Genomic DNA, 19,839 nt, shown 5'->3' on the forward strand with positions numbered 1-19,839 from the left:
CTATTCTTTTTTATTAATAACTCTTGAAATTATTATCTAGTAAAAGTTAAAACGAAATAAAATAAAAAAGTCCCAAAAGAAATTTCCTTTGGGACTTTTTATAACTATTAAAAAAAGTTTATTTTATTTTAAAAGTAACTTTTCTAACTAATTTTCTAGCAGCATCTGAGTTTTTCTCAACTGAAGTATCCTCACCACCAGCAACAACATTTAATCTTGAAGCATTGATTTTAGCTTTTACCAAAATGTTTTTGATGCTATTTGCTCTTGCAGTTGATAATTTGTTGTTGTAAGCAGTTTTTCCTAATTCGTCAGCATGACCAATGATGTCAACTGAAGCTGAAGGATTGCTTCTTAAATAAGTCAAGATGAAATCAATACCATCAGTTGAAACATCAGTTGGAGTTGATTTGTTGAAATCAAAATAAGTAGCTACATAACCACTATTGATTAAGTTTTTGATCAATTCGTTATTGTTCAAAATTGGTGAATTATCGTTTTTGCTAGCGTAGTTTGCTAATAAATAACTTTCTAATTCATCAGGAACGTTGTTTTTGTTTAAATCAATTGCTCTTCCTTTAGTATCAACCATTACACCAGAAACAGTGTTTTTTTCAAGATCTAAATAATCAGCAACACCATCTTGATCAGTATCGATCAACATAGTTTCAAGAGTGTCAACTCTGTCTTTTAAAGACAATACGTCTTTGTCTACTAGAGTAACCCAGTCAGCATGTTTAGCGTTTTTACCTAAGTAAACAGTTAAACCAACAGTTCCGTTAAATAAAATACCAGAAAAACCTCTAGAAGAAACAGTACTTGCAGCGTCAAAAGCAGCGTTTTGATTAGCGTTAATGATCGTTGTAAAATCTCCTGTTAAAGCGATTCTGTTAGATAATTTAATTTGACCAGTTACACCTGCCATGAAATTACCCATTCTGTCTTTTAATGCAGAATTTTGGTCTTCTAATTGAGCTAAACCAAAACCAGCGTGACCTAACAAACCAATAGTGGTAGTCCAAGTTTCGAAATTCATGATTCTTCCTAAGTTAGCTACTGCTTGAATGTCTGCTCTGTAGTATTTAGTGTCGAAATCAATAGAGTTGTTTTTTCCTTGGAAACTGTTGTAACCAAAGTCAGCTTTTAAACCGAATTTATTGTTAAACATATATCTAGCTCCAAGATCAATTACATAAGGACTTGGTGTAGATGTAGAATAACCAGCTGTCATTGGTCTTTGTGTTTTGTTAACACCACCAGCCAATTCAACAGACCATTTGTTATAGTCGTTTTGTGTGTTTTTTTCAGCTACAGTTTGAGCATTTACAGTCGAAGCTGCACCTGCAAAAACTAATGCAAACATTAATTTTTTCATTATTGTAATTTTTTAAAATTTTATGCAAAATTACAACATATTATTTGATAAGAAATTTCAAACAGTTAATTGTGTAAGGTAAATCAACTCTTTTATGGATAAGGGATTTTTTTTAAATGTTTGGTAAGTTTTTGAACGTTTTTCGGTGGATTAAATTCAAATTCCGAAATTATTTATGAAGTTTTTTTAATTATAAATTATTGAAAAAGCATTACGGAGCTTTGATATGTTAAAAATAAGTAAAAAAAAATCTAGACTAATGTTTTTAATATTAACGTATTGTTATTTTTTGAATCGGATCAAAACATCGGTTATTTTCTCAAAAGAACTAAAATTTTCATGTTCTACTTTATGGTCGATTTTTTCGTGTGCCCAAGTGGTATGAAACGGAATGTGAACTGCGTGTCCGCCAATCGCCAAAACCGGTAAAACATCCGATTTTAAGGAGTTTCCAATCATGAAAAATTCCTCAGGTTGAATTTCCAGTCGTTTAATTAAATCAGAATAATCAATCTCTTGTTTGTCTGACATGACCTCGATGTGGTGAAAATACTTTCCTAATCCGGAGTTGTGCAGTTTTCTGCGTTGGTCTAATAAATCTCCTTTAGTAGCAACAACTAATTTGTATTTACCATGCAAAGCTTGCAGTGTTTCTTCGACGCCTTCTAATAAAACAATAGGCTTCTCGGTTAATTCTTTTCCATATTGAATAATTCTCTCTATAGCTTCAATAGAAATGGTATTGTTTGAGATTTTCATCGCGGCTTCAATCATCGAAAGAATATAGCCTTTGATTCCGTAACCGTATAATTTTAGGTTGTCGATTTCTATCTTGAAAAGTTCTTTTGAAATTCCCTGATGCGATAGGTAATCGCTCATTAAGCTACAGAATTTTTCTTCAGTTTCAGCAAAATAAGTTTCGTTGATAAATAAGGTGTCGTCCGCATCAAAAGCGATTACTTTTATGTTTTTCATACTGTTTTGTGTTGCTAAAGAAGAGTCCTCTTTAGTTTTTATTTAATATATTTTTTTATTGAAAGTGTTTTGCTGTAAAATGTAATTCGGATACCGAAAAGTAAAATTACGCCACCGATAGCCATATTCAATGTGATTTTTTCATCTAAAAAAAGCCAAGCTAATAGCGATGTAATGACAGCCTGACTCAGTAAACTTAGTGAAATTCTTGTGGCTCGCATATGTTGTGTGGCATAACTGATCGAAAGCCAAGCACACAATTGACAAATAACCGCCTGAAGCACTAAAACCAACCAACCCGTATTGGAAAACCCTGTAAATGGCTCATCTAAAAAATAACAAAGGATTCCTAAATAGACGCTTGAAGCTACTAAACTAATGGTCATAAAGGATAAAACAGCCACTTCTGAAAGTACATTTTTACTAACCAAAAGATAAATGGAATATAAAACTCCAGATAATACGGCAAGTAGAAAGGCTTGGTCAAAATTCAATTCAAGAAAAAATTGAAATCCCACCAGCATCGCCATTCCAAATAAGGAAACCACTGTGCCAATCCAGAAATTGGTTGCCGGTTTGGTTTTGAAAAAAGCAAAAGACAGAATACCCACCCAAAGCGGGGATAAATTAGTCAATAAAGACGCTTGGGTTGCGCTTGATTCTTGTATGGCAATATTCCAAACCGCTACATCGGAGGCAAATAATATTCCGCAAATAATCGCTAGGAGTAAGGTTTTGCTTTTTGGAAGAACAAACTTTTTTGTAATTAAGATATAAGGCAAAATCAACATGGCGGCAATTGCCATTCGATAAAAAGCAGAAATTAGGCCTGGAGTCAATTTGAGTTTAACCAGTATAGGGAAAATAGAAATGCAAAGTATTCCAAAAGCTAAAGCTAATCTTGGTTTGGGGAGTTTCATGTACATATTTTCAAGCTTAATAGAACAGCGTTTTATCAGCCTAAAAAGCAATTATTTTAATCCCGAATTCGTCGAATTTTATAATCTGCCGAATTCGGGATTACTTTTCTTAATTTATCGTTTCTCCATTAGCCGCTTCAGCATCCGGATTAACAAAAACCAATTTTCCTTCCGCATTGGTAGTCATCAAAATCATTCCTTGACTTTCTACACCACGAAGGTTTCTTGGCGCCAAATTCACTAAAACTGTTACTTTTTTACCCACAATTTCTTCCGGCGAAAAACTCTCAGCAATTCCCGAAACAATTGTACGAACATCAATGCCGGTATCAACTTTCAAAATCAAAAGCTTGTTGGCTTTTGGCATTTTCGAAGCTTCTAAGATGGTACCAACACGCAAATCCATTTTGGCAAAATCCTCAAATTGAATCTCTTCTTTTTGTGGTTCCGCTTTTTTATTTTCGGCAGTATTGGCAGTTTTGGTCGCTTCCAGTTTGTCTATTTGTTTTTGGATTTCTTCGTCTTCAATTTTGGCAAAAAGCAATTCCGCTTCGCCAATTTGGTGTCCAGCCGGAATCAAATCAGAAGTTTCAGCGATAGTATTCCAGTTCAACGGACTTTCTATTTTTAAAATTCTTGATAATTTTTTAGCGGTAAAAGGCAAAAATGGTTCGCAAAGAGAACTCAACGCAGCAGCAATTTGTAAGGCTACATACATTTGTGTTTGCACACGCTCCGGATTGTCTTTGATGACTTTCCAAGGCTCTTCGTCGGCCAAATATTTATTTCCTAAACGTGCCACATTCATCAATTCGCTCAATGCTTCACGGAAACGGTATCGTTCCACTGAACTCGAAATCACAGCCGGATACGCTTTCAGTTCCGTTAAAGTTGCTTCATCCACTTCCGATAATTCGTTCGGCTGCGGAACAACTCCATTGTAATATTTATTGGTTAAAACCACGACTCGATTAATGAAATTACCATAAATCGCAACCAATTCATTGTTATTTCTCGCCTGAAAATCTTTCCAGGTAAAATCATTGTCTTTTGTTTCCGGCGCATTCGAAGTCAATGCATAACGCAAAACATCTTGCTGATTCGGAAATTCTTCCAAATATTCGTGCAACCAAACCGCCCAGTTTTTAGACGTAGACAATTTATTTCCTTCCAAATTCAAGAACTCATTTGCAGGAACATTATCCGGCAAAATGTAGCTTCCTTCGGCTTTTAGCATCGCAGGGAAAATGATGCAATGAAAAACAATATTGTCTTTCCCAATAAAGTGCACCAACTTCGTATCTTGATCTTTCCAGTACGGTTCCCAATCTTTTCCTTCGCGCAAAGCCCATTCTTTAGTAGAAGAAATGTAGCCAATTGGCGCATCAAACCAAACGTATAGTTTTTTTCCTTCGGCTCCTTCAACCGGAACATCAATTCCCCAATCCAAGTCACGCGTTACCGCACGAGGTTCTAGTCCTCCATCGATCCACGATTTTACTTGTCCGTAAACATTGGGTTTCCAGTCATTTTTATGTCCAACGAGAATCCATTCTTTTAAGAAATCTTCGTAACGATCCAAAGGCAAAAACCAGTGTTTCGTCGATTTCAAAATTGGCGTTTCTCCAGTTATTGTTGATTTTGGATTAATCAAATCCGTAGCATTCAGTGTAGAACCACATTTTTCGCATTGATCCCCGTAGGCTTCTTCGTTGCCACATTTTGGACAAGTTCCCACCACAAAACGGTCTGCCAAGAACTGATCCGCTTTCGCATCATACAATTGTTCCGTCACTTCCTCAATAAAATCTCCTTTTTCATACAGCTTTTTAAAGAATTCCGAAGCCGTATCGTGATGAATTTTAGCTGAAGTACGGGAATAATTATCAAATGAAATTCCAAAATCAGAGAACGATTTACGGATTATTCCGTCATATTTATCAATTACTTCCTGAGGCGTAATACCTTCTTTTTTGGCTTTCATCGAAATCGCCACGCCGTGTTCGTCACTTCCGCACACAAACAAAACGTCTCTTCCTTGCAAACGCAAGTAACGGGAATAAATATCAGAAGGCACGTAAACCCCCGCCAAATGGCCAATGTGAATCGGTCCGTTCGTATAAGGCAATGCCGCTGTAATCGTATATCTTTTTGGATTCTGTATCATAAAATTATTTTTAGATTCTGAAATTAATTCAGAACGCGGTGCAAAAATAAGGAATAGAATTTTTATTTGAAGCAATTTCCCGCTATACGTTGCAATCTTTTACTTTTTAAATAAAAAAGTAAAAGGATTTTCACAGCAAACGTAGTTCACTGAACTTCTATGAAAGTTAATGCTAAGTGAAGTAATGGGGCTAAGAGATTTTGGATTTGATTAGTTTTAATTGAATTGATTAACATTTTAGATTGCTAAATCAAGCCTATTTTGGTAAAAAAAATATTACAATTAAATAAAAACAGTATTATATTTGCATTTTTTGCTAAAGTATTAATGCCTTCAATGCTATTTACATAATTATTTATAAGATGAAAAAAATAATATTATTGTCACTTTTTTTGAACATTGTTTCACTTTATGGTCAGAATAAAAAGGAAATTTCTAGGGATTGGACTTCTTTTAATCAGACAATAGATATTCAAACTGCATCATCAAAAAAATTTAAAGTCGTCGCTTCTGTCAGAGTCGATTCAGATGAACCAATGGCTTGGGCTGGGGTTTGGGCTAGGGTGGACGCTAAAAATGAAGAAGGTAGTTTTTTTGATAACATGAGCGATAGGCCCATTAAGAAAAAAGATTGGCAATCCTATACTATTGAGGGAACTATCGATGCTAATTCTAAATCATTGATTTTTGGTGGTTTGTGTTTGTATAATGGGAAATTCTACTTTGATAAATTTGAGTTATTTATCGAAAATGAGAAAGGAGCATTAGAGGCTGTTGAAATTTCTAATCCGAGTTTTGAGATGCTTGTAAAAAACAACGAAATCCCAAAATGGAATTTAGGCACATCTAATAATCAAATGATAAAAGTTAAAGAATATAAAATCACATCAAATAAAGCTAGTACCGCAGGTAATTATGGATTATTGATTGAGGGAAGTGGTATAAAAATTAAAGAGACTGGAAAAATAGGAAATATTAAAGGAGCTTCGCCTCAGGTAGCCGCAATGATTTCGATGCTTGAAAATCTCAAAGACAGAGTTGAAAATGTTGTGAAAAATATGGATCAATATGAATTAGATTATTTGCATGATGAGCAAGCGAATAGAATTGGTTCATTAATAATGCATTTGGCTGCAACTGAAGCCTATTATCAAGTTTTTACTTTTGAAAAAAGAGAGTTTAATATAGAAGAAAAGAAAAAATGGAATACTGCCTTAAATTTAGACCAAGGAGGTAGAGACGAAATTAAAGGCCATAATGTGCAGTATTATTTAGATATTTATAATGAAGTAAGAGCAAAAACAATAGCCGAGTTAAAACAACGAGATGATGCTTGGTTTGAAGAAGTTCAAACTGGTTATGACTGGACTAATCATTACTGTTGGTTTCATGTTATGGAGCATCAATCCAGCCATTTGGGACAGATTTTATTTCTTAAGAAACGAATTCCGCCTCAAAAAGAACTGAAATTAGAACAAAAACTTAAAAATTAAATTAAATCCGATAGTACGGATTATAAATCCGCGCTATCGATTCGCGGTGATTTAGGCTTCAATGTGTGCTAATCTGCTTAATTTATGGTTAAACTATAATAGCATGAATTTGTAATTCATCCTTATTGTCCCTTTCTTTATATTTGCAACTGTAATTAAAGAGTATAAACGATGGCAAAAGGACCCGAAAAAAACACTAAAAACAAGGCTTTACACACCAAATTACTAAACCGGAAAAAGGCTAAACTTCAAGAAGAGAAAAAAGAAAAATCCTTACGTTTGAAAGCTTTGGTTGCCAAAATGAATCAGCAAAAAAATGCTAATGATTCGGATTCCAAATAAATTATCTTCTTAATTTGCTGTCAAAATCAACAGCAACTCGATTATTTCTCCGAAATTTGCCGCAAACTCCTTAAACACAAAAACAAATGGAATTCGGTAGAATCATAATTTCAGAAACCGCAGCAAACAGCGAAAACCCACAAGACGTAATCAACTCTAATATTTCGGTGATTAACCTGATGCGCGAGGAAAAAATCGATGACGATTTGATTCACGAAGATGCCTTGATGAGTTATTACATGGATTATTATGTTTCGCAATGTACACAAGGAAATTTTGCTCAGTTTGTCTACAATTCAAAATGGAACATGGAGTTGAATGCACTTATAGCCGAAGGTTTGGAATTGTTGGGTGCCCAAAAGCATTTGGAATTATTTCAGGCACAATGCAAAAAAGTGAATTTGATGAGCAGTGTTAAAAGAGAAAAATTCTTTAAAAGCAAACTCGAAGGCGTAAATCCGATTCGTGATGTGATGAACAACGATACTTTTTTCGAAATAGAAGAAAATCTAGTGCACTTGAATGCTGATTTCTTAAAATCCCACCCTGATCTCGAAGTGCTTTCTGTAGATGAAATGTTTGCCGTTTTGGAAGAATTTGTAGGACATGAGATAAAAAGAGAGTAAGTTTTTATTTTTTTTACCACATAGAAAGATAGATTTTATAAACTTTCAAGGCGTTTCACTTTATTAGAGAAAATTAAGCTACGTGAACCCAAGGATTGGGCTATCGAATTCTTTTTTCTATGTATCTATGTGGTTAAATTTTTTAATCCGAAGTAAAAATAAAGGTTATAAGCTAAGTCAATAGAGCATACGACTTTTTCCAAAAAACTTTTGTCCCATTTCTATCAAACATTTCCTTAAATTTGCTTCCATTATTATAAAAGTTAGCGTTAAAAAAATCAAGCTATGTTACAAATCGCATTTATTAGAGAGAATCAAGAAAAAGTAATCACCGCTTTGGCAAAGAGAAACATCGATGCTACAAGTGTTGTTGAAGAAGTGGTACAACTGGATGAAAAACGTCGCGCTACGCAAGTGGAGCTAGACAACATTTTATCCGAATCTAATAAATTATCCAAAGACATTGGCGAATTGATGAAAGCCGGAGAGAAATCGAAAGCCGCAATTCTAAAAGAAAAAACAGTTTTAAATAAAGAGAAAAGCAAGAAATTAGCCGAAGCGGCTGATGAACTTGCGGCAGAACTTTTAGAAAAATTATATACATTACCCAATCTTCCTGCGGATATCGTTCCAGTTGGGAAAACACCAGAGGAAAACCTAAACGTTTTTGAAGAAGGTGAAATTCCGGTTTTGCACGAAGGCGCACAGCCACATTGGGAATTGGTGAAAAAATACGACATCATCGATTTTGAATTGGGTGTAAAAATCACGGGCGCAGGATTTCCGGTGTATAAAGGAAAAGGAGCAAGATTACAACGCGCTTTGATCAATTATTTCTTGGACAAAAACGCGGCTGCAGGATACAATGAAGTTCAGGTTCCGCACATGGTAAATGAAGCTTCGGCTTATGGAACGGGGCAATTACCGGACAAAGAAGGGCAAATGTACCATGATAAAACCGATGATTTATACTTAATCCCGACTGCTGAGGTTCCAGTGACGAATTTGTTTCGGGATGTGATTTTAAACGAAAATGAATTACCCGTTTTAACTACGGCTTATACACCATGTTTCCGTCGTGAAGCGGGATCTTACGGTGCACATGTACGTGGATTAAACCGTTTGCACCAATTTGACAAAGTGGAAATCGTTCGTGTAGAACATCCAGATAAATCGTATGAAGCTTTGGATGGCATGGTAGAACATATAAAAAACATTCTACAAGAATTGAAATTACCGTATAGAATATTGCGTCTTTGTGGCGGCGATATGGGATTCACATCAGCGTTGACCTATGATTTCGAAGTGTTTTCTACGGCTCAAGATCGTTGGTTAGAAATTTCATCTGTGTCTAACTTTGAGACTTTTCAAGCCAATCGTTTGAAATTGCGTTTCAAGGATAAAGATGGAAAAAACCAATTGGCACACACTTTAAACGGAAGTGCATTGGCTTTGCCAAGAGTTTTGGCCGGAATTTTAGAAAATTACCAAACTCCAGAAGGAATCGTAATTCCAGAGGTGTTGCGTCCGTATTGCGGATTTGATATTATTGACTAAATTAGTGTTCAGTCATCAGTGATCGGTGTTCAGTTTGTTTTTTGAACGATACATCGGTTGGCAAACTGAACACTGAATACTGAACACTTTTAACATGAAGCACTTTTTCCTTTACATCGCTTTGTCCTTCTCGCTTTTTGCTTTCGCCCAAAACGAACAATTAGCGCAGTATTATTATGATAAAGGCGATTTTGAAAAAGCTAAAATCAGTTATGAGGAATTACTCGAAAGTGTTCCTCAAAACTACCAATATTTTTTGCGAACCATTGATTGTTACCAACAACTATCACAGTTTGATTTTGCCCAAAAAGCAATACAGCAGCGTTTTGACAAATACAAACAAGGAGCGCTTCTGGTTGAATTGGGTTATAATTCCCAATTGCAAAAAGAGGATGCTAAAGCCAAAGATTACTACGATCAGGCTTTAGACAGAATTCAAAAAAATCCGAATGAAGTTTATGCTATTTCAAACTCTTTCGAGAAAAAAGTATTACTGGATTATGCCTTGAAATCATATCAGACAGCATCTCAATTAGCACCTAATTATAATTTTAATTATCAAATAGGCTTGCTTTACGGTCAATTGGGGAATGTGGAAATGATGATTTCTATATTTTTGGATGAAGCCTTTGCCAGTCCTCAACATTCAATTTTGATTCAAAATCAGTTGTCTCGCTTTATGTCAGGTGATGGTGATACTAATTTCAATGAATTATTGCGAAAAGCATTGATTTTAAGGGTTCAAAAAAGTCAAGACCTTTTTTGGAATCGGTATTTGAGTTGGTTTTATGTTCAACAAAAGGAGTTTTCTAAAGCTTTTATTCAGGAAAAAGCCATTTACAAACGCAATCCCGAATCCTTGTCTAACATTATAAATTTGGGACAACTTTCCATTGGAGAGGATAATGTAGATACTGCTAAGGAAATACTGGGTTTTGTTCTTGAAAACGCCAAAGATTTAGAGCTGCTGATTCAGGCAAATTCCTATTTGACTGAATTAAAAATAAAGAATGCGAAGGAAAAAGACTATCCGGGAATTAATGCGGAACTCGACGCTTTGTTGAAACAATATGAAATAAGTCCTTTTACCTTATCTTTGCAGCTGATTCAAGCTCGTTTTGTAACTTTTAATTTGAAAGAACCCGAAGAAGGTAAGGCAATAATAAAAAAAGCACTTGATTTACAGTTGAATGATTATGAAGTAGCGCAGGCCAAAATGGAATTGGCGGATATTTTGCTTTTCGAAGAAAAATTCAATCAGGCATTGCTTTATTATTCTCAGATTCAGATGGATTTGAAAAATGATGTCGTGGCGCATGAAGCAAGTTTGAAAGCAGCCAAAACTAGTTATTTCAAAACAGATTTTGAATGGGCATTAAAGCAGTTTAAGGAATTGAAATCGGCCAATACGCAATTGATCGCCAATGATGCGTTAGAATTTTTTTTGTTGATCAATGACAATACGGCTGCCGATTCGACACAAATGGCTCTGAAGGAATTTGCAAAGGGGGATTATCTTTTATATCAAAACAGAAATCAGGAAGCGTTGGCGCAATTTCAATTGATTTTGAAAAAATATAAAGGAGAGGAAATAGAAGCGGTTAGCTTATTACGGCTTGGTAAAATTTATGAAAAAACAGCAGATTATAATTTGGCTTTAAGTCAATACCAAGAAATAATAGACCACCACAGTGACGGAATTTACATTGATGAAGCGCTGTATTTTTCAGCAGAAATCTATAATAAGAAATTAGCGGCGCCAGAAAAGGCAAAGCCATTATACGAAAAGATAATTTTTAATTACGAAGACAGTATTTATTTTGTGGATGCCCGAATAAAATTCAGGGAATTGCGTGGAGATACGAGTCTTTAAATAAGATGTTTAGACTGTTTGGGTTATTAGAGGAATCTATTAATCTAAAAATCTATTAATCTGAAAATCTAACAAAAACATGATAATTTACAACGTTACCACAAACATACACGAAAGCGTTCATGACCAATGGTTAAGCTGGATGCAGCAAAAACATATTCCTGAAATTCTGGCTACGGGAAAGTTTTCTTCGGCTAGAATGGTAAAAGTTTTGATTGAAGAAGAAATGGGTGGAACGACTTATTCGGTACAATATACAACGGATAGCAAAGAAACTTTGGAAAAATACTATCAGGAAGATCAATCGAGGCTTCAAGCGGAAGCATTTCAATTATTTGCTGATAAAATGCTGTCATTTAGAACGGAATTAGAATTGATTTCGGAACACTAAATTTAGTATTCAGTTTTAGACGTTCAGCGAACAGTCAAGTAAGTTGTCTTTTGTCATAATGGTTTAAAGATAAGTTACAATCAAAATACATTTTGCGCCTTAGTGGCGAAATAACATTAAAAATAAAGCGAGCTTGCTTCGTGCCTCGCAATGATAATATGGAAAAAGTAAAAGCCAAAAAACACCTCGGACAACATTTCCTTAAAGATGAAAGCATCGCTAAGGATATTGCCGATACTTTGAATTTAGAAGGATACGACGATGTTCTAGAAATAGGACCGGGAATGGGTGTTTTGACAAAATATTTGTTAGACAAGCCAATCAATACTTATGTAATCGAAATTGATACGGAATCGGTTACTTATTTGGACGAAAATTACCCAAAATTAAAGAATAAAATTATTTCTAAGGATTTCTTAAAGTATAACATCAACGAAATTTTTGAAGGAAAACAATTCGCCATAATCGGGAATTTTCCGTATAATATTTCGACACAAATCGTTTTTAGAGCATTGGAATACCGAAACCAAATTCCTGAATTTGCTGGGATGTTTCAAAAAGAAGTAGCGGAACGTATTTGTGAAAAGAAAGGAAGCAAAGCCTATGGTATACTTTCTGTTTTAGCGCAAGCATTTTATGACGCCGAATACTTGTTTACGGTTGATGAAAATGTGTTTATTCCGCCGCCAAAAGTGAAGTCTGGAGTTTTGCGCCTGCGCAGAAAAGAGGATTTTAGTTTGCCTTGCGGCGAAAAATTGTTTTTTACAGTAGTGAAAACAGCTTTTCAACAACGTCGTAAAACGCTGCGAAATAGCTTGAAAACATTAAATTTATCTGATTCTTTAAGGGAAGATCCTGTTTTTAATCTTCGTCCGGAACAATTAGATGTAGCGCAGTTTATAGAACTTACTCAAAAAATAGAGGCCGATGGAGTTTAAAGTCAGCAAAGAATTAATTCTCGAATTAAAGCAGCACATTGTCAATAAAAATGATAAGGAACTCGAAGCCTTACTGAATGACATGCACCATGCCGATATTGCCGAGATTTTAGACGAGCTTGATTTTGATGAGGCCACTTATATTTTTAAGGTATTAGATAGTGATCAAACGGCAGAGATTCTTCTTGAGTTAGAAGATGATTTAAGGGAAAATATATTAAGTCGCCTTTCTCCAAAAGAAATTGCCGAGGAATTAGATGAGCTGGATACCAATGATGCAGCCGACATTATTGCGGAACTTTCCCAAGATTTAAAAGCCGAAGTAATCTCGGAGCTGAATGACGTTGAACACGCAAAAGACATCGTTGACTTGTTGCGTTACGATGAGAATTCTGCTGGGGGATTGATGGGAAAAGAATTGGTGAAAGTAAACGAAAACTGGAACGTTCTTACCTGTGTTAAAGAAATGCGTATTCAAGCCGAAAACGTTTCCCGTGTTCATTCTATCTATGTTGTAGATGACCAAAACCGATTGAAAGGAAGACTTTCTCTAAAAGATTTATTGACAACCTCCACAAAAACGCATATCAGCGACATTTATATAAGAAAGGTGAACTCAGTGAATGTGGATACCGAAGATGTTGAGGTGGCGCGAATCATGCAAAAATATGATTTGGAGGCCATTCCGGTGATTGATGAAATGGGACGATTAGTGGGGCGAATCACCATTGATGATATTATTGACGTTATTAGGGATGAAGCCGATCAGGATTACCAGTTAGCGGCAGGTATCTCTCAGGATATTGAGGCAGATGACAGTATTCTAGAACATACTAAGGCACGTTTGCCTTGGTTGGTTTTGGCTCTTTTGGGAGGGTTTATCTCCGTAAGGGTACTTGGATTGTTTGAAGGTGCAATGTTAGATCATGGCAAACTATTCTTTTTTACTCCTCTGATTGCCGCAATGGCAGGAAATGTAGGTGTGCAATCATCGGCAATTATAGTGCAAGGTTTGGCAAATAACACTTTGAGTGGCTCTTTGTTTAGCCGATTAGTGAAAGAGGTTTCTCTTAGTTTGCTTAACGGATTAATTCTTGCGGTTATATTGTTTTTGGGGAGTCATTTTCTTCTAAATGTTGAAGTTATTATTGGTGTAATTGTTACTATAGCATTAATTTCGGTAATTATAATTGCGTCACTTATAGGAACATTTGTGCCCTTGTTGCTCGATAAATTTGGTATTGACCCTGCATTAGCAACGGGTCCGTTTATAACAACAAGTAATGATATTTGTGGGATTCTCATTTATTTTTCTATTGCAAAAATAATTTTGGGATTCTAATTTTTAATAGCTCCTTTTTTAAACAATGAACTACTAATAATTGCTAAACTATTAACCAAAAACCAAAAAAACCAAAATGAAAGTACATATAATCGGAGGAGGTAATCTCGGGGTTTCCATAGCTTTGGGGTTGTCAAAATTTTCCAAAAACAATGAGATTACGATAACCAGAAGGAATACCACAAGCATAATGCATCTGGAAAAATGTGGAATTACTGTTTCAACAGACAATACCCTAAACATTCAAGAAGCGGATTTAATTATCCTTACGGTAAAACCGTATCAAGTGGATACGGTTTTGACAGAAATTCTTCCGAAAATAACTAATAAAACTATTGCTTCAGCTGTGAGTGGTTTGGATATTGTGGCGCTCCAAGATAAAACTAATAATGAGCATACGATTATTCGTATTATGCCTAATATTGCCGCCCAATTTGGAGAATCGGCAACTTGTATTTCTTTTCAGGAAAAAGACAAGGCTGCTGCCGAAAATATAATTGCACTTTTTCATGATTTAGGTACAGCACCTATAATTGACGAAAAATTAATGGATGCCGCCACTGTTCTTGCAGCCAGCGGAACCGCTTTTGCTTTGCGATACATAAGAGCTTCGATGCAAGCCGGAATCGAAATAGGATTTGATTGGAAAACAGCATTAGCTATTTCGGCGCAAACGGTAAAAGGAGCTGCAGAAATGCTAATGGAAGAGCAAGTACATCCCGAACAATTGATAGATAGAGTTACTACGCCTCAGGGTTGTACCATAGCAGGCTTAAATGACATGGAAATGCACGGATTTAGCTCTTCATTGATACGTGGAATCAAAACCTCATTAAAACAGATTAAAGGTTAGTTTTTAATTGTTTAGAATTGCTAATTAAAGTTTTTTCGAGAATTTAATAAAATAAATTTGTAGTTTATATCTTTCAAAATGAATTATTTGTGTGCATTTCGTCTGGCGTAAATAGCTTTATATCGAAAAGACAGGAATCTGTTTTTAATAAAATAAAATTTGACGTATATTAGTAATGCCTCTTCAATGTCTACGTTTACTTTTCGTATTGGTGTTTAATTTAACTCTAACTTAAAAAACATTATCATGAAAACATTATTTGACAGATTTTACGACAGGATTTCAAAATTTTTATTTGGAAATGAAAAAGTGATGAGATATTAAATGAAAAACAACTATCATTTAAAAGGGAGCAGCCTATGTAAAATGACTACTTAGAGTTTGAACTAATCAACATAAAAAAAGCCATTACTAAATTAAAATCAATTTAGTAATGGCTTTTTTATTTGTATAATCTATTTTCTTAAAAAGAATAAACCGGTGTTTTTTTGTTAATTTTGAAGACTAATCTTAGAAACATTTATGGATATTAAAATTCTTCACATCGATAGCAATAATCCTATTTTGATGGAGCAATTGCAAGAATTGGGTTTTGAAAACCACGAAGATTTTACTTCTTCTAAAGAAGAAATCGAATTAAAAATTAAGGATTACCAAGGCATCGTTATTCGTAGCCGATTCAAAATTGACAAAACCTTTCTGGATAAGGCCGTTAATTTGCAGTTTATAGCGCGCGTTGGTGCCGGTTTGGAAAGTATTGATTGCGATTATGCATTGACTAAAAACATTACGCTTATTGCTGCTCCTGAAGGAAATAGGAATGCGGTTGCCGAACATACTTTGGGAATGATTTTGTCACTTTTTAATAAATTGAATATTGCCGATAAGGAAATACGATCAGGACACTGGAATAGAGAAAGCAATCGTGGGTATGAGTTAGACGGAAAAACAGTTGGGATCATTGGTTATGGAAATATGGGAAAATCTTTTGCCAAAAAGCTGCGTGGCTTTGAGGTGGAGGTTTTGTGTTATGATATCTTGGACAATGTAGGAGATGCTAATGCAAAACAGGTTTCGCTACAAGAATTACAGCAAAAGGCGGATGTGCTTAGTTTGCATATTCCATGGACTCCCGAGACGAATAGAATGGTTAATGCGGAGTTTATAAATGCATTTGCGAAGCCTTTTTGGATTTTTAATACCTCAAGAGGTAAAAATATTATTACCGCCGATTTAGTGGATGCGTTGAGGTTAGGGAAGATTCTTGGTGCAGGTTTAGATGTTTTGGAGTACGAGAAACTATCATTCGAAACACTTTTTCAAGACAAAGAGACACCAGAAGCTTTTCAATATTTATTGGAAGCAGATAATGTAATTTTGTCGCCTCATGTTGCTGGTTGGACTTTTGAGAGTCATCAAAGATTAGCTCAGGTAATAGTCGATAAGATTAAAGCGAAATATTTTGAGGAAGTGCCAGAAATAGTCATAGAAAAGCGGGTTACAGGTATTGGCGGTGTTTTTTTTAAATCGAAAAATCCAAAAGAATTAGTCGCTTGGTATGCGAAACATTTAGGGTTAAAGACGGATCAGTATGGTTCTACTTTCTGGTGGAAAGATGACAAAGGAGAGGATTGTTCTACGCAATGGTCGCCATTTTCGGATGACACGACTTACTTTGCTCCAAGTGAAAAACAATTCATGCAAAATTTTCGTGTTCAAAATTTAGAAAATTTATTGTTGCAATTAAAACAAGAAGGAGTAACTGTAGTGGGAGATATGGAGTCCTTTGATTATGGTAAATTTGGTTGGATTGTTGATATTGAAGGGAATAAAATTGAACTTTGGGAGCCAGTAGATGCGGTTTTTAAATAATTTTTTTTATATTTAGTTCTTGAAAACCAATAAAATAACTAGCAATTTATGGAAGGAACAAAATATGAACATTGGAATAATCCTCAGCCGTTTCAAGAAGACAACAAGAAAATAGCGGCGGGTTTATTGGCTATACTTTTGGCACCTTTTGGGATCCATAAATTTTTATTAGGATATACCTCAGAAGGGATAGTTTGGCTAATAATCAGTCTTTGTACTTGTGGCTTTGTTACAAGTATTCTGGGAATTATAGAAGGAATAATTTATTTGACAAAATCAGATCAGGAGTTTTATCAAACCTATCAGGTTAACAAAAAAGGATGGTTTTAAACATAAAAAAGTCTCGATAATTCGAGACTTTTTTTATACTTGTTTTTGATGAAGACTGTTTTGGTTAATCTTCTTTATCTGCTGATTTTCGCTCCAGTTCTGCCTGAAATTCTTCCATTACGGGTTTCATGGTGCTTTCTGGAATATCGGCAATTCGAATGTACATTAGGCCATCAACTGCATTATTGAATAAAGGATCGACATTAAAAGCAACCACTCTAGCATTTTGTTTGATGTATTTTTTTATCAAAACCGGCAAACGCAAAATTCCAGGTTCAAGTTCGTCTATAATTTTATCAAACTTATTTAAGTCGGCTTCAGTTTCATTAAAAATGAAATCTTTGTCGGCATCTTTGAGTTTTACTTTATAGGCTTTCTTTGGATGAATGTATTGCGCTATATAAGGATCATAATAATTAGATTTCATGAATTCAATCATCAATGATTTAGAAAAATCAGAAAACTGATTACTGATACTCACACCGCCAAGCAAGAATTTGTGTTCAGGGAAACGCAAGGTGGTATGGATAATTCCTTTCCAAAGCAAGAAAAGAGGCATCGGTTTTTGTTGGTATTCCTTGATGATAAAGGCTCGACCCATTTCGATTGATTTGTGCATCATATCGTGCAATTCAGGCTCAAAACGGAAAAGTTCATTCAAGTAAAAACCTTCTATTCCGTGTTTTGGATAAATTTCTGAACCCAATCCCATTCTATAGGCTCCGGCAATTTTTTGAGCGTCTTCATCCCACAAAAACAAATGGTGATAGTATTTGTCAAATTTGTCCAAATCAATAGACTCGTTTGTTCCTTCTCCCACTTCTCTAAAGGTGATTTCTCTTAATCGACCAATTTCGTGAAGTACATTTGGAATTGCATCTGCTTCGGCAAAAAACACTTCGTAATTTTTGCTTTGCAAAAGTCTGCAGTCTGTTTTTCTTAAGGCAGCTACCTCAGAAATCATTTTTTCGCTATTCGCCGGAGTTACAATTTGTTTCGGGCTTTTAGGAATTTTCAAGGTTGGTGTAGTCAATAGTTTGCTTTCTTTTTCAAAAGGATTAGCAAGCATGTACGTTTTTTTTCTTAAGAATTCAGAATAGGTTTCAATGGTTTTGTATTCATTTTGCTCATTTACCGAAATCGGTTTACCAATACGCACTTTTATCACGCGATGTTTTTGGCTAAAAACCTCAGATGGCAATTTAGCAGTACGAAAAGTTCCACTTATTTTAGAAAGTAAATAAAACAGTCGGCTGTTTTTTGCGTGAAAATAAATAGGTACAACAGGAACCTGAGCTTTTCGGATCACTTTTATGGCGCCTTCTTCCCATGGTTTGTCAACCGTTAATTTTCCGTCTTTATAGCTTGAAACTTCTCCGGCAGGGAACATTCCCAGCGGTTTTCCATCGCTTAAATGACGTAAGGTTTCCTTAATTCCAACCACGCTCGATTTAGCATCTTTGTGATTTTCAAAAGGATTTACCGGCATGATGTATTTTTTGAGAGGCTCGATTCGATGCAATAAAAAATTAGCTATAATTTTGAAATTTGGCTCTCTTTCAAGCATTAATTTCAATAATAATACGCCATCGATTCCTCCAAGGGGATGATTAGAAATCGTTATATAAGCACCATCTTTTGGTAAACGTTTTAAATCCTCTTCAGGTATTTCAAATTTTATCTGTAAATCATCTAAAATGTTATTTAAAAAAGGAAGGTCTTTTAAATGTTTGTTTCTGTTGTATACTTTATTTAAAGTAGAGATTTTCAGTACTTTCATTAATAACCAGCCGGAAAAAGTTCCGAAAACCCCATATTTTTCAGCATTTATTACTTTTGCAACTTCTTTGGCGGTAACTAAACCCATTTATTTTCTGTTTATTTGAGCGAAAAACAAAGATAGAAAAAAACTCCGTTATCTGGCAATCGCCTTATTTGATTTTCCTGTTTTTTCTATAGTATCCTTTTTAATTTTTATTACTTTTGAAACACAAAATATATACAAATGAAGATTATCTCTTACAATGTTAACGGAATACGTGCTGCAATTTCTAAAGGATTTATTGATTGGTTGCAACAGGCAAATCCTGATGTGATTTGTCTTCAGGAAATTAAGGCAAATCCGGAACAAATTCCTTTATTAGATTTTGAATTAGCGGGGTATCCCTATCACTATTGGTTTCCTGCAACTAAAAAAGGATACAGTGGCGTGGCAATTTTATCAAAAATAAAACCTAATAATATTGTTTTCGGAACTGGAATTGAACACATGGATTTCGAGGGAAGAAATATCCGCGTTGATTTTGATGATTTATCAGTAATGAGTTTGTATTTGCCTTCTGGGACAAATAGCGAAAGATTGAATCACAAATTCATGTACATGGATGATTTTCATAATTATATTACGGATTTAAAGAAAGAAATTCCAAATCTTGTCATTTGTGGCGATTATAATATTTGTCATGAAGCTATTGATATTCATGATCCTATTCGAAATAAAAAAGTTTCTGGATTTTTACCCGAAGAAAGAGCTTGGCTAGATACTTTCTTGAATAATGGATTCATTGATAGTTTCCGATTTTTAAACAAAGAACCAGGAAATTATAGCTGGTGGACGGTGCGTGTCCCAACGGCAAGGCTTGATAACAAAGGCTGGCGTATTGATTATTGTTTGGTTAGTGAGCCTTTGAAAGAAAAGATAAAAAGAGCACTTATTTTGCCTGAAGCAAAACATTCGGACCATTGTCCCGTTATGGTAGAAATAGTATAAATTATAACCCCTTAA

General features: G+C 34.9%; 16 protein-coding genes and 1 pseudogene. 12 read left to right on the forward strand and 5 right to left on the reverse strand.

The window, feature by feature from the left end; genetic code table 11:
• Positions 1 to 118: 118 nt before the first annotated feature.
• The 4 genes from ACMDB5_RS04540 to metG form a co-directional block, all read right to left on the reverse strand.
• Positions 119 to 1,375 (reverse strand): OmpA family protein, encoded by a 1,257-nt coding sequence (locus tag ACMDB5_RS04540; protein WP_413999831.1) that lies wholly within the window; start codon positions 1,373 to 1,375, stop codon positions 119 to 121.
• Positions 1,376 to 1,657: 282 nt separating this feature from the next.
• Entirely contained in the window at positions 1,658 to 2,350 is a 693-nt protein-coding gene (locus ACMDB5_RS04545) for an HAD family hydrolase (RefSeq protein ID WP_413999832.1), read from the reverse strand.
• Positions 2,351 to 2,388: 38 nt separating this feature from the next.
• Positions 2,389 to 3,270 carry a DMT family transporter gene (locus ACMDB5_RS04550; protein ID WP_413999833.1) on the reverse strand — a complete coding sequence of 294 codons (882 nt, stop codon included), beginning with the start codon at positions 3,268 to 3,270 and terminating at the stop codon, positions 2,389 to 2,391.
• Between the two features lie 109 nt (positions 3,271 to 3,379).
• On the reverse strand, positions 3,380 to 5,437 hold the full coding sequence (metG, locus tag ACMDB5_RS04555; RefSeq protein WP_413999834.1) for a methionine--tRNA ligase: 2,058 nt from the start codon (positions 5,435 to 5,437) through the stop codon (positions 3,380 to 3,382).
• A 362-nt stretch (positions 5,438 to 5,799) separates the two neighbouring features.
• Between metG and ACMDB5_RS04560 the strand changes: the two genes are divergently transcribed.
• The 11 genes and pseudogenes from ACMDB5_RS04560 to ACMDB5_RS04610 all read left to right on the forward strand — a co-directional run bounded on the left by ACMDB5_RS04560 (position 5,800) and on the right by ACMDB5_RS04610 (position 17,054).
• Complete coding sequence (locus ACMDB5_RS04560) at positions 5,800 to 6,930, forward strand: DinB family protein (protein WP_413999835.1); 1,131 nt, start codon at positions 5,800 to 5,802, stop codon at positions 6,928 to 6,930.
• A gap of 171 nt (positions 6,931 to 7,101) precedes the next feature.
• A complete protein-coding gene (locus ACMDB5_RS04565) occupies positions 7,102 to 7,272 on the forward strand; it encodes a hypothetical protein (RefSeq protein ID WP_413999836.1) in 171 nt (56 codons plus the stop codon).
• Positions 7,273 to 7,358: 86 nt separating this feature from the next.
• Positions 7,359 to 7,898: a hypothetical protein gene (locus ACMDB5_RS04570; RefSeq protein WP_413999837.1), complete on the forward strand. Its 540-nt coding sequence runs from the start codon at positions 7,359 to 7,361 to the stop codon at positions 7,896 to 7,898.
• A 285-nt stretch (positions 7,899 to 8,183) separates the two neighbouring features.
• Entirely contained in the window at positions 8,184 to 9,455 is a 1,272-nt protein-coding gene (serS, locus tag ACMDB5_RS04575) for a serine--tRNA ligase (protein WP_413999838.1), read from the forward strand.
• Between the two features lie 94 nt (positions 9,456 to 9,549).
• The gene (locus ACMDB5_RS04580; RefSeq protein WP_413999839.1) at positions 9,550 to 11,328 is read left to right on the forward strand and encodes a hypothetical protein; all 1,779 of its coding nucleotides are present in this window, start codon (positions 9,550 to 9,552) and stop codon (positions 11,326 to 11,328) included.
• A 79-nt stretch (positions 11,329 to 11,407) separates the two neighbouring features.
• On the forward strand, positions 11,408 to 11,719 hold the full coding sequence (locus tag ACMDB5_RS04585) for a DUF4286 family protein (protein ID WP_413999840.1): 312 nt from the start codon (positions 11,408 to 11,410) through the stop codon (positions 11,717 to 11,719).
• A 158-nt stretch (positions 11,720 to 11,877) separates the two neighbouring features.
• Entirely contained in the window at positions 11,878 to 12,657 is a 780-nt protein-coding gene (gene rsmA / locus ACMDB5_RS04590; protein ID WP_413999841.1) for a 16S rRNA (adenine(1518)-N(6)/adenine(1519)-N(6))-dimethyltransferase RsmA, read from the forward strand.
• Entirely contained in the window at positions 12,647 to 13,999 is a 1,353-nt protein-coding gene (mgtE, locus tag ACMDB5_RS04595; protein WP_413999842.1) for a magnesium transporter, read from the forward strand. The genes rsmA and mgtE overlap by 11 nt, the downstream gene beginning before the upstream one ends.
• A 76-nt stretch (positions 14,000 to 14,075) precedes the next feature.
• Positions 14,076 to 14,852 carry a pyrroline-5-carboxylate reductase gene (gene proC, locus ACMDB5_RS04600; RefSeq protein ID WP_413999843.1) on the forward strand — a complete coding sequence of 259 codons (777 nt, stop codon included), beginning with the start codon at positions 14,076 to 14,078 and terminating at the stop codon, positions 14,850 to 14,852.
• Positions 14,853 to 15,374: 522 nt separating this feature from the next.
• A pseudogene (locus ACMDB5_RS04605) lies at positions 15,375 to 16,313 on the forward strand (2-hydroxyacid dehydrogenase); the annotation flags it as partial.
• Between the two features lie 459 nt (positions 16,314 to 16,772).
• A complete protein-coding gene (locus ACMDB5_RS04610) occupies positions 16,773 to 17,054 on the forward strand; it encodes a TM2 domain-containing protein (RefSeq protein WP_413999844.1) in 282 nt (93 codons plus the stop codon).
• A gap of 64 nt (positions 17,055 to 17,118) precedes the next feature.
• Here the strand turns inward: ACMDB5_RS04610 and ACMDB5_RS04615 are convergent, their stop codons facing one another.
• Positions 17,119 to 18,921: a GNAT family N-acyltransferase gene (locus tag ACMDB5_RS04615; protein ID WP_413999845.1), complete on the reverse strand. Its 1,803-nt coding sequence runs from the start codon at positions 18,919 to 18,921 to the stop codon at positions 17,119 to 17,121.
• 138 nt (positions 18,922 to 19,059) lie between these two features.
• On the opposite strand from ACMDB5_RS04615, the gene ACMDB5_RS04620 reads away from it, so the two are divergent.
• Positions 19,060 to 19,824, forward strand: a complete 765-nt coding sequence (locus tag ACMDB5_RS04620; RefSeq protein WP_413999846.1) for an exodeoxyribonuclease III — start codon at positions 19,060 to 19,062, stop codon at positions 19,822 to 19,824.
• The last annotated feature ends 15 nt before the right edge of the window (positions 19,825 to 19,839 follow it).

The sequence above is a fragment of the Flavobacterium sp. W1B genome (assembly GCF_047344965.1).
GTDB lineage: Bacteria > Bacteroidota > Bacteroidia > Flavobacteriales > Flavobacteriaceae > Flavobacterium.

Bases quoted from the DNA above. Each gene is read 5' to 3' on its own strand.
- ACMDB5_RS04540 (WP_413999831.1), bottom strand. From the start codon at position 1,375: ATGAAAAAATTAATGTTTGCATTAGTTTTTGCAGGTGCAGCTTCGACT.
- ACMDB5_RS04545 (WP_413999832.1), bottom strand. From the start codon at position 2,350: ATGAAAAACATAAAAGTAATCGCTTTTGATGCGGACGACACCTTATTT.
- ACMDB5_RS04550 (WP_413999833.1), bottom strand. From the start codon at position 3,270: ATGAAACTCCCCAAACCAAGATTAGCTTTAGCTTTTGGAATACTTTGC.
- metG (WP_413999834.1), bottom strand. From the start codon at position 5,437: ATGATACAGAATCCAAAAAGATATACGATTACAGCGGCATTGCCTTAT.
- ACMDB5_RS04560 (WP_413999835.1), top strand. From the start codon at position 5,800: ATGAAAAAAATAATATTATTGTCACTTTTTTTGAACATTGTTTCACTT.
- ACMDB5_RS04565 (WP_413999836.1), top strand. From the start codon at position 7,102: ATGGCAAAAGGACCCGAAAAAAACACTAAAAACAAGGCTTTACACACC.
- ACMDB5_RS04570 (WP_413999837.1), top strand. From the start codon at position 7,359: ATGGAATTCGGTAGAATCATAATTTCAGAAACCGCAGCAAACAGCGAA.
- serS (WP_413999838.1), top strand. From the start codon at position 8,184: ATGTTACAAATCGCATTTATTAGAGAGAATCAAGAAAAAGTAATCACC.
- ACMDB5_RS04580 (WP_413999839.1), top strand. From the start codon at position 9,550: ATGAAGCACTTTTTCCTTTACATCGCTTTGTCCTTCTCGCTTTTTGCT.
- ACMDB5_RS04585 (WP_413999840.1), top strand. From the start codon at position 11,408: ATGATAATTTACAACGTTACCACAAACATACACGAAAGCGTTCATGAC.
- rsmA (WP_413999841.1), top strand. From the start codon at position 11,878: ATGGAAAAAGTAAAAGCCAAAAAACACCTCGGACAACATTTCCTTAAA.
- mgtE (WP_413999842.1), top strand. From the start codon at position 12,647: ATGGAGTTTAAAGTCAGCAAAGAATTAATTCTCGAATTAAAGCAGCAC.
- proC (WP_413999843.1), top strand. From the start codon at position 14,076: ATGAAAGTACATATAATCGGAGGAGGTAATCTCGGGGTTTCCATAGCT.
- ACMDB5_RS04610 (WP_413999844.1), top strand. From the start codon at position 16,773: ATGGAAGGAACAAAATATGAACATTGGAATAATCCTCAGCCGTTTCAA.
- ACMDB5_RS04615 (WP_413999845.1), bottom strand. From the start codon at position 18,921: ATGGGTTTAGTTACCGCCAAAGAAGTTGCAAAAGTAATAAATGCTGAA.
- ACMDB5_RS04620 (WP_413999846.1), top strand. From the start codon at position 19,060: ATGAAGATTATCTCTTACAATGTTAACGGAATACGTGCTGCAATTTCT.